We start from the raw sequence: 12,050 nt of genomic DNA on the forward strand, positions 1-12,050 counted from the left end.
GCCGCCGACAGAAGCTGTTATGACGACCTATGTCGCCCTTCTGCACTCGATCATGCTCGGCCCCGGCAAGCGCGTCGTGATGGCGGACCTGAAGGCGATGGCGACCGAGCTCGGCTTTGGCGACCCGCGCACCTGGGTCGCCACCGGCAATCTGATCTTCGAGGCTGACGATGCGCCGCTCGCGGCGATCGAGGGCCGGCTGGAAGCAGCTTTCCATGCCCGTTTCGGCAAGCATGTCGACATCATCCTGCGTACGGGTGAGGCCTGGCGGCGGCTTGCCGCTAAAAATCCCTTCCCGGACGGGAAAGGCGCCGATATCGGCATCCGCGTCATGCGAGAGCCACTCGGCCCGGACGCTCTGTCCATGCTGCGCGGGATCGCCGCGCCCGGTATCGTGCTCGCTCTTGCCGACGGCGATCTGTGGGTCGATTTCGGTGGCAAACCCGAAGAGACCAAGCTGCTCTCGCATCTGACGACGAAGAAGCTCGGTATCGGTACGCTGCGCAACGCCAATACGGTGAAGGCGCTCGCCGCGATGCTGGACTGATGCCTCTCGATTTTTCCGCACTCGGCCTGATGGCCGGCGCGGCCTTTGTCGCCGCGACATTGCTGCCGGCCCAGTCGGAGGTCGTCTTCGTCGGGCTATTGGCGGCAAAGACTGTCGACCCAACGCTGCTCTTCGTCGTCGCCTCGGTCGCCAACACGGCAGGCTCGGTCGTCAACTGGTGGCTTGGCCGGCTGATCGCGACCGGAGGCATCGAGCGATTGCCGGCGCGTCTGCGGCCGGATCCTGTTCGGTTCGCCAAGGCGCAGGGCTGGTTCGCCCGCTTCGGCTGGCCCTCGCTGCTCTTCGCCTGGCTGCCGATCGGCGGCGATCCGCTGACCTTCGTTGCAGGATCGCTGAACTATCCGCTGCTGCGCTTCGTTGTACTCGTATTCATCGGCAAGGCGGCACGCTATGCCTTGCTCTGGGCGGGCTGGGCGGTCGCTGCATAAGCATTTGCGCGGATTCCGGTCTCGGGCTACCAGCGAGGCCCATTCTGATGGAGACCAGATCATGAGCATCAAGCGCATCGCTCCCGGCCCGCGCATGTCCAAGGCCGTCGTGCATGGCAACACCGTCTATCTCGCCGGTCAGGTCGCCGATAAGGCGGCCGGCAAGAGCGTCGGCGAGCAGACCAAGGACATCCTCTCGATCATCGACGGCCTCCTCGCCGAGGCCGGCACCGACAAGTCGAAGCTGCTGATGGTCAACATCTGGCTCTCGGACATGTCGACCTTCGCCGAGATGAACGCTGTCTGGGACGGCTGGGTCTCGCAGGGCAACACGCCGGGCCGCGCCACCGTCGAGGCCAAGCTCGCCGGCCCGCAATACACTGTCGAGATCGCGGTCATCGCTGCGGTCTGACCGCAGTCGCATTAGAGCAGGATGCGAAAAAGTGGGAACCGGTTTTTCGCTGGAATCCTGCTCTAAGTTCTTAGAATCGATCACGTTTTATGAATTTGGATCGATTCGATCCAAATTCATCGTGATCTAGGGGTGGCGGGAAACGTGAATCCGGAACTCGCCACCATCCTGGCCAGGGTCTCGCAGCGCGAGGGTGTTCCCCGCGCGCTGCTGTTGGGTGTGCTCGCTTCGATGGGCGAGGCCTCCGGCAAACCCGATTTCACCCGCATCGAGCACAATCTGGCGCGCAGGGCCGGTGATTTCCGCAGCCTGCAGGTCCGGCTGGCCAAGCCGTCCGGAGCCGATCCGGAGCGGGACCGGCTGCAGGTTCAGGCGATCCAGGCGCTGGCCGATGGCCGGCTCGCCGAGGCCGACCGGCTGCTCGCCCAAGCCGAACAGCGCAATCTCGATGGCGCGACCGCGTCCGATGCGCTGTCACGCGATCGTTTGCTCGCCGCTGCCGCCGGCCGCGCCGATCGTGGCGCGGTGGCGATGCTGCATCTCAATCCGCAAGCCTATCACGACGCCTCCGAGCGCTATGCCGAGGCCGCATTGATCGCCGACTCGGCCGAGCCCGGCAGCGGGCTTACCTATTCGTGGATGCAGGCCGATGCGCTGGCGCGGCGCGGCGCCGATTTTTCCGACAGGACGGCTTTCGTCGCTTCGATCGGCCAGCTGCGCGGCATGCTCGGCAAGCTCGACAATTTCGACCAGACCGTGCCCTGGGCCGAGACGCAGCTCAGGCTGGCGCGTTCGCTCACCGGCCTGTCGCATTACGACGGCGGCAGCGCCCTGCTCCGCCAGGTCGTCGAGATCTACCGCACGACCCTGGAGGACCTGACCCGTGCCAAGGCGCCGCGCCTCTGGGCCGCGCTCCAGACCCGGCTCGGCGAGGCGCTGGCCCGTCTCGGCGAGATCGAGGACGATGCCGGCCTGCTGGACGACGGCGTCGCAGCCTTCCGCGCTGGGCTCTCGGGCCTGACGCGGGCCGACATGCCGCGCGAATGGGCGCGACTGCAATGGGAGCTCGGCAAGGCGCACGTCGCGCTCGGCCTGCGTGCCAGCGGCGTGTCGGCCTTCGAAGCGGCGGTGAACTGCTTCAAGCTGGTGCTCGACGACCGGCCGCGCGACAGCGTTCCGCTCGAATGGGCCGAGGTGCAGGACCGCATCGGCGCTGCGCTCGTCGGCCTCGCCACCTATTATCGCGAGCCGGTGGTGCTCGAAGAGGCGATCGCCGCCTTCGATGCGGCGCTCGAGGTCCGGCGCCGCGAGATCGTGCCCTCGCTCTGGGCCGAGAGCGCAGCGAACCGGGCGGAGGCGCGGCTGGAGCTGGCTGACCGTACCCGCGAACGCGCCGAGGCCGAGAAGGCGACCACCGAACTCGTCATGGCGATCGAGACGCTGCGCGGCCTGGGCCTGTCGTCCGAGGCCAAGCGACGCGAGCCGAGGCTGCGCCAGGCGGCCACGCTTGTCGAGACGCTGCGCAAGGGCTGATCAGGCCCTGGCGCGCAGCGCGGCGAGCCGCTCCAGCGCCTTGTCCAGCGTCGCATCGTGCTTGGCGAAGCAGAAGCGCACGACATTGCGCACCGCGCCCTCGGCATAGAAGGCGCTGACGGGAATGGCGGCGACGCCGTGCTCGGCGACCAGCCGCTGGCAGAAGGCGACGTCGTCCGCCTCGCCGAGCGGACCGATGTCGACATTGAGGAAATACGTCCCGGCGCTCGGCAGCACGCTGAAGCCGAGATCCCTGAGGCCGCCGGCGAAGCGGTCGCGCGAGCGCTGGAAATCGGCCCGCATCCCCTCGAAATAGGCGTCGTCCTTGCCGAGGCCGTAGGCGACCGCCGCCTGCAGGTTCGGCGGCGTGGTGAAGGTGATGTACTGGTGCGCCTTGGCCAGCACGCGCATCAGCTCCGGCGCCGCCATCACCAGGCCCACCTTCCAGCCGGTCAGCGAGAAGATCTTGCCGGCCGAGGAGATCTTGACCGTGCGCCCGCGCATGCCGGGACGGCTCATCAGCGGCTTGTGGCGATGGCCGTCGAAGACGACATGCTCCCAGACGTCGTCGCAGATCGCGATTGCGTCGCGCCGGACGCAGAACGAAGCCAGCAGATCGAGGTCGGCCTCGCTGAAATTGGTCGCGGTCGGGTTGAGCGGGTTGTTGAACAGCACCGCTTTGGTCTTCGGCGAGAAGGCTTGCGCCAGCGCTTCCTCGCTGAGCCCGAACTCAGGCGGAGTCAGCGTCACGAACTTGGGAATGCCCCCGGCGCGGCGCACCAGCGGCAGATAGGCGTCGTACATCGGTTCGAACAGCACGACCTCGTCGCCGGGCGAGACGATCGCCATTAGCGCACCGGCGATCGCCTCGGTCGCGCCCGAGGTCACCATCACCTCGGTGTCCGGATCGAGCGCGAGGCCCTGCCAATGGCGGAAATGCGTGGCTGTCGCCTGCCGCAGCTCGGGCAGGCCCATCATCGGCGGATACTGGTTCCAGCCGTCGACCACGGCCTCGGCCGCCTTGCGGCGCACATCCTCGGGGCCGGGATCATCGGGGAAGCCCTGGCCGAGATTGGCGGCCTGGTGCTCGCGCGCGAGCCGCGACATGGTTTCGAAGATGGTCGTCGGAAGGGCGGAGAAGATCGGATTCATCGCGGCTGGCTTCGCTCGGAAAGGCGGGCGGGAAGGCTTGAAGGTCGCCATAGCACGCGCAACGCCGGTGTGCATCGCCCCGAAAAAGCGGCAGATTATGCGGAGTGATGAATATTGACATTCGTCAGCAGTCAGTATTCTCTAGCCCTCAGCCGGTTCACGACAGCACTTCCACGGTTTCTTCGCCCCTTTGGAGCCGTGGGACGCTGGCGTGGATCGGTGAGCTTTTTCTGGGGCCGGAAGCGAGCTAGGCAGGGCCCATGCGCTCCTACCTCCAAACCCCCGCCCTGATGCTGCTCGGCACCGGCTCCAATGTCGGCAAGTCGCTGCTCGTCGCCGGCCTCTGCCGTCTCTTCGCCGATCGCGGCCTGAAGGTCCGCCCGTTCAAGCCGCAGAACATGTCGAACAACGCCGCTGCCACTGCGCAGGGCGAGATCGGCAGGGCGCAGGCGCTGCAGGCGCGCGCCGCGCGGGTCGCTCCGCATGTCGACATGAACCCGGTGCTGCTCAAGCCCGAAAGCGAACGCGGCAGCCAGATCATTCTGCAGGGCCGCGTCGCCGGCCATCTGTCCTCGGGCGATTTCAGCCGCCGCGGTGATTTCCTGCCCAAGGTGCTGGAGAGCTTCGAACGGCTGAGTGATGGTGCCGACCTGATTCTGGTCGAGGGGGCGGGCTCGCCGGCCGAGACCAATCTGCGCGCCCGCGACATCGCCAATCTCGGTTTCGCGCGTGCGGCCGGCGTCCCGGCGATCCTCGTCGGCGATATCGACCGCGGCGGGGTGATCGCCAGCCTCGTCGGCACTCATGCTGTGCTCGACGCCGACGATCGGGCGATGATCCGCGGCTTCGTCATCAACCGCTTCCGCGGCGATGTCGGCCTGTTCACGCAGGCGCTCGACACCATCACCCGGGCGACGGGCTGGCCCAGCCTCGGCGTCGTGCCCTGGTTCGCCGAGGCCGCCCGCCTGCCGGCCGAGGACGGGCTCGATCTGATGCGAGGCCTGCCGGCGCGCGAGGGCGCGTTGAAGATCGTCGTCCCGGTCCTGCCCGGCATCGCCAATTTCGACGATCTCGACCCGCTGAAGCTCGAGCCCGGTGTCGAGCTCGTCTTCGTCGGCCCCGGCACACCCCTGCCCGGCGATGCCGCGCTGGTGATCCTGCCGGGTTCGAAGACGACGCTGCGCGACCTCGCCAGGCTACGTGAGGAGGGCTGGGACATCGACATCCTCGCCCATCATCGTCGTGGCGGCCATGTGCTCGGCCTCTGCGGCGGTTATCAGATGCTCGGCAGGAGCGTGCGTGATCCGCTCGGCCTGGAGGGGCCTGCCAGCGCAGCCCCGGGCCTTGGCCTGCTCGACATCGAGACCGAGCTCACGCCGGGCAAGACGGTTCGGGAGGTGGCGGTCGAACATCCCGGCAGTGGCACGGCCGGCCGCGCCTATGAGATCCATCTCGGCGTCAGTGAAGGCCCTGACCGGGCGCGCGCACCGTTCCGCGTCGAAGGCCAGCTCGAAGGCGCGCGTAGCGCTGATGGCCGCGTCGTCGGGACCTATCTCCATGGCGTGCTCACCTCCGACCCGTTGCGCCGCGCCTGGCTCGAAGATCTCGCCGGCGGCGCGATGCCCGCTGGAGAGGCCTACGAGCCGGCGATCGAAGCAACCCTCGACCGGCTGGCTGAGCATCTGGAGCGCCATCTCGATACCGCGGCGCTGCTCGAACTGGCGCGCTCGCGGCCCTAACATTGCAGAGCCTTTTGGCGAAAAACTGTCAGGAGGACACAAATAAAGCTTTGCCGATCAATTTGTTGACGACTGACGAAATTCGTCATACTCAACGATTGCGTCCGCAGACGGCCTATGGGAACAAGTTGTCAGACCGGGAAGTTGCCCTGGCATGAGCACAATAGAGCGCGATACACGGCACGAGATCATCGACGTCGCCGAGCGGTTCTTCCGCCAGATCGGCTACCAGAAGACCACTGTCGCCGATATCGCCAAGTCGCTGCGCATGAGCCCGGCGAATGTCTATCGTTTCTTCGACTCCAAGAAGGCGATCAACGAGGCCGTCGCCGAGCGATCGATGACGGAGCTCGAGGCGACGGTTGCCGCCATCGCCGCCGAGAAGCGCCCGGCCGCCGAGCGTCTTCGCGACATTCTCGCCGCCACCTGCCGCATCAATGCAGCCCGCTATCTCGACAATCACCGCCTGCACGAGATGGTCGCCTGCGCCATGGAGGAAAGCTGGGACGTCATCCGTGGCCATATCGAGCGCTATGATGCGATCCTGCGCGCCGTCGTCGCCGACGGCATTGCCAAGGGCGAGTTCACGGCTCGCGATCCGATCACGGCGACCCATTGCGTGCGCATGGCGATGCTGCGCTTCTGTCACCCGCTCCTGCTCGGCCAATGTGCCGAATTGCCGGGTCCGAGCATCGATGAGATGATCGATTTCATCCTCTCCGGGTTGGGTGCGAGCCGCCCCGCGACCTGAGCATGTGCTTTCAGCCGCGTTGACAAGGCGCTGGCGGAGCGGGATACCCCGCCGCGCATGCTGAATCTCACCAAACAGAGCGCCAAGAAGCTCGCCGTCGTCGTCCATGATCTGGCGATGACCGCACTCGCGATCGTCTTCGTCTTCGCCGTGCGCTTCGATGGCTGGCTGTTCGACGAGCGGATGCGGCAATTGCCGTCGATCCTGCCCTTCCTCGTCGCCTATGCCGGCGCGGTCTACTGGTTCTTCCAGCTCTATCGCTCGAAATGGCGCTTCGCCTCGCTGCCGGATCTGTCCAACATCGTCCGGGCGGTGACGGTCCTGACGCTGACCTTGCTGGTCGTCGACTACGTGCTGGTCTCGCCGAACCTCTATGGCTACTTCTACTTCGGCAAGATCACGCTGGTCCTCTATTGGCTGGTGCAGATCGCGCTGCTCGGCGGTCCGCGCCTGGCCTATCGCTATTTCAAATACTCCCGTTCCAAGCATCAGGCCTCGCGCGAGGCGACGCTGCCGGCCCTGCTGCTCGGCCGCGGCACCGACATCGAAATGGTGATCCGCGCCATGGAATCGGGCGCGATGGGCAAGATGCGCCCCGCCGGCATCCTGACGCCGCGCCCCGACGATCTCGGCCAGTCCATCCGGGGCGTCCCGGTGCTCGGCCTGCTCTCGCAGATCGAGACGGTCGCGAGCGATGCCGATGGGCGTGGCGAGTCGTTCCGCCGCATCGTCGCGACGCCGAGCGCGCTGGCGCCGGAGGCCGAGCCGGACAAATGGCTCGCCCAGACCCGCAAGCTCGCTATCCCGATCTCGCGCCTCGATACGCTCGGCGAGGGCATGCGTGGCAGCGAGTTGGCGCCGCTTGAGATCGAGGACCTCCTGGTGCGCCCCTCGGTCAAGATCGACCGTGCGCGGCTCGAGGGCTTCCTCAAGGGCAAACGCGTGATCGTCACCGGCGGCGGTGGCTCGATCGGCTCCGAAATCTGCCTGCGCTGTGCCGCTTTCGGCGCTGCCGAACTGCTCGTCGTCGAGAACTCCGAGCCGGCGCTGTTCCACGTCACGGAAGCGCTGGCGGCTCAGGACTTGCCGATGCGGGTCACCGGCGCGCTCGCCGATGTCCGCGACGAGGCGCGCCTCGGTCCGCTGTTCAAGGCCTTCGCGCCCGACATCGTCATCCATGCCGCCGCCCTGAAGCACGTGCCTTATCTCGAGGCCGATTGGGGCGAGGGCATCAAGACCAACATCTTCGGCTCGGTCGTCGCCGTCGAGGCGGCGATCGCCGCAGGCGCCGGCATCTTCGTGATGATCTCGACCGACAAGGCGATCGAGCCGGTTTCGATGCTGGGCGCGACCAAGCGCTTCGCCGAGATGTACGCCCAGGCCCGCGATGCCGAATTCGCCGCCGGCAATCGTGGCATGCGGCTCGTCGCGGTCCGCTTCGGCAATGTGCTCGGCTCGGTCGGCTCGGTGGTGCCGAAGTTCAAGGCACAGATCGAGCGCGGCGGCCCGGTCACCGTGACCAGCCCGGACATGATCCGCTACTTCATGACCATCCGCGAGGCCTGCGACCTCGTGCTGACCTCGGCCTCGCATGCGCCCGAGCACGAGGCCCAGGACGAGCGTGCCGCCGTCTACGTGCTGAAGATGGGCCAGCCGCTCAAGATCATCGACCTCGCCGAGCGCATGATTCGCCTCGCCGGCTACGAGCCAGGCGTCGATATCGAGATCGCCGTGACCGGCGTCAGGCCGGGCGAGCGCCTGAACGAGATCCTTTTCGCCAAGGACGAGCCGATGGCCGAGACCGGGCTCGACGGCGTCATGGCGGCCAAGCCCATCTTCGCCGGCCGTGCCCGCATGCGGGGCTGGCTCGACGAGCTCGAGCGGGCGCTGGCGGCGCAGGACCGGCTCGGCGCCGAGGCGGTGCTCGAGGCGGCGATCCCCGATTTCAGCCGGCGTCAAGCGGGTTCGCCGCCAGCCGCGCCAGCGCAGCCTTCGTCTCCGCAGGCGGTCGCCAGCCCGCGCTGATCAGGGCGGCGGACGAGGCGACGAGTCCGTTCGCCAGGCGCTCATAAGCGCCCTGGCGCCCCGCGAGCCGTGCCGCCAGCGCCAGCAGGGACGACGGAACCGGGATCAGCCCCGGCCCGCGCCCGAGGCCGGCGCGCATCGCGGCGAGCATCTGCGCGACCGAGAGGGGCTCCGGATCGGCGACGATGTAGCTGCGCCGTGCCGGGCAGGCTTGCGTCAATGCGAAGGCGACCGCCCCCGCGAGGTTCTCGATCGCGAGCAGCGAACGCTTTGCGGAAAGTTCGCCGAGCGGCAGCGGCAGGGGCAGCCGCGCCAGCTTCAGCAGCGCCGCCATATTGGCCTTTACCCCAGGCCCGTAGACCAGCACCGGCCGCAGCGCGACCCAGTCGAGATCGAGCCCGGCGAGCCCCTGTTCGGCCGCGAGCTTGGAGCGGCCATAGGCGTCGGTCGGGGTCGGCGGATCGGCCTCGCTGAGAGGTCCGCTGCTGATTGGACCGCTCTGTGCCCGGATCGAGGATAGGAAGAGGAAGCGCCGGACGCCCGCTGCCTGTGCAGCCCGTGCCAGCGCCAGCGTCGCATCGGTGTTGACTGCCCGGTAGCGCTCTTCGGGGATCTCACCGTCGGCATGGGCGAGCCCGGCACTGTGGACGACGAGATCGATGCCGTCGAGTACGGGCTGCCAGTCGATCGGGGCGCCGAGATCACCGATGGTGGCATGCTCAACGCCGGGAATGGCGGGCACTGCGTTACGGCCCGCGGTCCGCAACCGGTAGCCGCGAGCGGCGAGATCATGCAGCAGATGCCGGCCGACGAAACCGGTCGCGCCAGTGAGCAGGACCCGCTCGCCGTTCACGGCCGCGCTCGCTTGCGCGCGAAGCGGCGCAGCACGGCGATGGTCAGCACCAGCGCCGTCAGCAGGCAGCCGAGCTGTGCCCACAGCCCGGGCACGGCGATGCTGACCGCCGCGAGCCCGATCAGGCCAAGGTTGAGCAGGCCGATCTGCGTGACGATCTCGATGACCTTGAAGCCGTTGTCGGTCGCCTGCTGGTAGAAATGCGAGCGGTGCGCCTGCCAGACCTTCTCGCCACGCATCAGGCGGCGCAGGAGCGTGATCGTCGAGTCCATGACGTGGTAGAGCGGCAGGATCAGCGCCGCGGTCAGCGCGCCAGTGCCGGCGAGGCGATACAGCAGATAGGCTCCGAGCAGGCCGAGCGGCAGCGAGCCGACATCGCCGAGGAAGATGCGTGCGACCGGCTTGTTGAACGGTGCGAAGCCGAGCAGCCCGCCGAGCAGCGCCGCGGCGAGAAAGCCGGTGGCGGGATCGACGATGCCGTTGGCGCCGGCCAGCACGATCGCGCCGGTCAGCGGCACCAGCCCGGCGAGAGTGATCCAGTCGATCCCGTCCATGAAGTTGACGAGGTTGACGAACCAGGCGCCGGCGATCAGCGCGAGGCCACGCTCGGCCCATAGCGGCAGCGTCTCCGGCAGCAGGCGCACCTCCGGCGCGGCGTAGAAGATGACGATGCCGACGCAGAAGAATTGCAGCGGCAGGCGCAGGGCCGGCGAGAGCGGCCTGATGTCGTCCCAGGCGCCGACGACGGCCAGCAGGGCGGAGGCGACCATGACCAGGGCGAGGCCGTGCCGGGCGCCTGCATCCATCGGAATGAAGGCCAGCGCGAGTCCCAACGCCAGGAAGGCGCCGGCAAGCACGGCGATGCCGCCGCCTTGCGGCGTCGGTACGCGATGGCTGGAGCGTGCATTCGGCCGCGCCAGCGCATAGCGCATCATCAGGGGGCGCAGCAGCAGGCACAGCACGAAGGCGAGGCCGGCGGCGAGCGCGATCAGCAGGAGGGGAGCGAAGCGTTCCAAGGCGGGCGGACCATAGCCATGCCTGCGGTCACCGCAAGCGGCACTTGCATCGGCGAGCACAAAAGAAGAACATAGCAGATATGGCCGTCGCCGATTCCGTCCTCAATCCGCCGCCCGCGCGTCCGGAGATCACTCGTGCCGTCTGTCGCGGCGCCTCGCGCCATCTGCGCGAGCGCGGCTATGCCGTCGTCAAGGAGATGACCTTCGCCAATGGGCGGCGCGGCGACATCGTCGCGCTCTCGCCGTCGGGCGAATTGCTGGTCGTCGAGGTCAAGTCGGGGATCGAGGATTATCGGGTCGACGGCAAATGGCCTGACTACCGCGACTACTGCGACGGCTTCCTCTTCGCCGTCGCGCCCGAATTCCCGCTGGAGATCCTGCCCGAGGATGTCGGCCTGATCGTCGCCGATGCCTTCGGCGGCGAGATGCTGCGCGAGCCGCCGCGTCACCAACTGGCGCCGGCGCGCAGGAAGATGCTGACCATCGCTTTCGCCAGGCTGGCTGCCGGGCGCCTCGCCCTGCTGGAGGATCCGGGAACCTAACCCGCCGCCCGCTGCGGCAGGTCGAGTGCCTTGGGGCCGATGTTCAGGCTGATCTGCAGGCTGTCGGCGATACGACGCGCGCGGTCGATGAACAGGAATTCGGCCGGGCCGGTGCAGAGTTCGGACACCGTCGCCTCGAACAACGACAGCCAGCGCTCGAAATGCGGCATCTCGAGCGGGAGCGGCATGTGGACCTGCTGCGGCTTGCCGCGATAGCGCCCGCTCATCAGCGTCACCGACGACCAGAAATCGCGCAGCTTGGAAAGGTGCGGACCCCAATCGTTGCCGAGCTTGGCGAGGAAGATCGGGCCGATCAGCGGGTCCTGGCGAACGCGGCCGTAAAAGGTGTCGACCAGCTCCGCGATCAGCTCTTCGGTGATCCGCTCGGGGAGCGGCTCTCCGCTCATCGTGGGGCGCGCTTGGCGAGGATGCGCTGCAAGGTACGCCGATGCATGCCGAGCCGGCGCGCCGTTTCGGAGACATTGCGGCTGCAGAGTTCGTAGACGCGCTGGATGTGCTCCCAGCGCACCCGGTCGGCCGACATCGGGTTTTCCGGCGGCACAGGGCGGGCATTCGGTCCGGCCGCCAGCGCCGAATGGATCTCGTCGGCATCGGCGGGCTTGGCCAGGAAGTCGAAGGCGCCGAGCTTCACTGCGCTCACCGCCGTCGCGATGTTGCCGTAGCCGGTGAGGACGACGCCGCGCGCATCGGGCCGCTTCTCCTTGAGGCGGGCGATCACGTCGAGCCCGTTGCCGTCGCCGAGGCGCAGGTCGATAACGGCGAAGGCCGGGGCCGCCTCCTCGACTGCGGCAAGGCCAGCCTCGACGGATTCGGCCGTTCGTACTGAATAGCCTCGCCCTTCCATGGCGCGGGCAAGTCGGGTCAGGAACGGCTTGTCGTCGTCAACGAGCAGCAGGGACATGTCCCTGCCGGCATTGTCGCTGACCTCTGCGCTCGGCGCCGTGTCCATCGCCATCATCTCCTGCCGGGGCCATCTGCCCGGCTCAATATTCGCTGTATCGATTGCGCGA

The 12,050-nt window shown here is 67.7% G+C and carries 13 protein-coding genes; 8 read left to right on the plus strand and 5 right to left on the minus strand.

Annotated elements, in window-relative coordinates:
• Positions 1–19: 19 nt before the first annotated feature.
• The 4 genes from ACWIGM_RS26170 (at position 20) to ACWIGM_RS26185 (ending at position 2,941) form a co-directional block, all read left to right on the plus strand.
• Positions 20–547 (plus strand): DUF1697 domain-containing protein, encoded by a 528-nt coding sequence (locus ACWIGM_RS26170; protein ID WP_454028906.1) that lies wholly within the window; start codon positions 20–22, stop codon positions 545–547.
• Positions 547–996, plus strand: coding sequence for a YqaA family protein (locus ACWIGM_RS26175; protein ID WP_454028907.1), 450 nt, complete (start codon positions 547–549; stop codon positions 994–996). The genes ACWIGM_RS26170 and ACWIGM_RS26175 overlap by 1 nt, the downstream gene beginning before the upstream one ends.
• A 61-nt stretch (positions 997–1,057) precedes the next feature.
• Positions 1,058–1,408 (plus strand): RidA family protein, encoded by a 351-nt coding sequence (locus tag ACWIGM_RS26180; RefSeq protein WP_454028908.1) that lies wholly within the window; start codon positions 1,058–1,060, stop codon positions 1,406–1,408.
• Between the two features lie 132 nt (positions 1,409–1,540).
• Positions 1,541–2,941, plus strand: coding sequence for a hypothetical protein (locus ACWIGM_RS26185; RefSeq protein ID WP_454028909.1), 1,401 nt, complete (start codon positions 1,541–1,543; stop codon positions 2,939–2,941).
• On the opposite strand, the gene ACWIGM_RS26190 is transcribed toward ACWIGM_RS26185, so the two are convergent.
• A complete protein-coding gene (locus ACWIGM_RS26190; RefSeq protein WP_454028910.1) occupies positions 2,942–4,093 on the minus strand; it encodes an aminotransferase in 1,152 nt (383 codons plus the stop codon).
• Between the two features lie 260 nt (positions 4,094–4,353).
• Here ACWIGM_RS26190 and ACWIGM_RS26195 point away from each other — a divergent pair, with 260 nt between their 5' ends.
• The 3 genes from ACWIGM_RS26195 to ACWIGM_RS26205 all read left to right on the plus strand — a co-directional run bounded on the left by ACWIGM_RS26195 (position 4,354) and on the right by ACWIGM_RS26205 (position 8,608).
• The gene (locus tag ACWIGM_RS26195; RefSeq protein ID WP_454028911.1) at positions 4,354–5,832 is read left to right on the plus strand and encodes a cobyric acid synthase; all 1,479 of its coding nucleotides are present in this window, start codon (positions 4,354–4,356) and stop codon (positions 5,830–5,832) included.
• 154 nt (positions 5,833–5,986) lie between these two features.
• Complete coding sequence (locus ACWIGM_RS26200; protein ID WP_454028912.1) at positions 5,987–6,583, plus strand: TetR/AcrR family transcriptional regulator; 597 nt, start codon at positions 5,987–5,989, stop codon at positions 6,581–6,583.
• Positions 6,584–6,640: 57 nt separating this feature from the next.
• Complete coding sequence (locus ACWIGM_RS26205; RefSeq protein ID WP_454028913.1) at positions 6,641–8,608, plus strand: SDR family NAD(P)-dependent oxidoreductase; 1,968 nt, start codon at positions 6,641–6,643, stop codon at positions 8,606–8,608.
• Here ACWIGM_RS26205 and ACWIGM_RS26210 read toward each other — a convergent pair.
• Positions 8,529–9,461 carry an NAD-dependent epimerase/dehydratase family protein gene (locus ACWIGM_RS26210; RefSeq protein WP_454028914.1) on the minus strand — a complete coding sequence of 311 codons (933 nt, stop codon included), beginning with the start codon at positions 9,459–9,461 and terminating at the stop codon, positions 8,529–8,531. The genes ACWIGM_RS26205 and ACWIGM_RS26210 overlap by 80 nt on opposite strands.
• Positions 9,458–10,477 (minus strand): MraY family glycosyltransferase, encoded by a 1,020-nt coding sequence (locus ACWIGM_RS26215; RefSeq protein ID WP_454028915.1) that lies wholly within the window; start codon positions 10,475–10,477, stop codon positions 9,458–9,460. Before ACWIGM_RS26215 ends, ACWIGM_RS26210 begins: the two co-directional genes overlap by 4 nt.
• Positions 10,478–10,557: 80 nt before the next feature.
• Between ACWIGM_RS26215 and mmcB the strand changes: the two genes are divergently transcribed.
• Positions 10,558–11,019: a DNA repair putative endonuclease MmcB gene (gene mmcB, locus ACWIGM_RS26220; RefSeq protein ID WP_454028916.1), complete on the plus strand. Its 462-nt coding sequence runs from the start codon at positions 10,558–10,560 to the stop codon at positions 11,017–11,019.
• Here mmcB and ACWIGM_RS26225 read toward each other — a convergent pair.
• Both ACWIGM_RS26225 and ACWIGM_RS26230 read right to left on the minus strand, forming a co-directional pair.
• Positions 11,016–11,426 carry a group III truncated hemoglobin gene (locus ACWIGM_RS26225; RefSeq protein ID WP_454028917.1) on the minus strand — a complete coding sequence of 137 codons (411 nt, stop codon included), beginning with the start codon at positions 11,424–11,426 and terminating at the stop codon, positions 11,016–11,018. The genes mmcB and ACWIGM_RS26225 overlap by 4 nt on opposite strands.
• Entirely contained in the window at positions 11,423–11,995 is a 573-nt protein-coding gene (locus ACWIGM_RS26230; protein ID WP_454028918.1) for an ActR/PrrA/RegA family redox response regulator transcription factor, read from the minus strand. Before ACWIGM_RS26230 ends, ACWIGM_RS26225 begins: the two co-directional genes overlap by 4 nt.
• Positions 11,996–12,050: the final 55 nt, after the last annotated feature.

Source organism: Allobosea sp. NPDC055332, assembly GCF_053645455.1.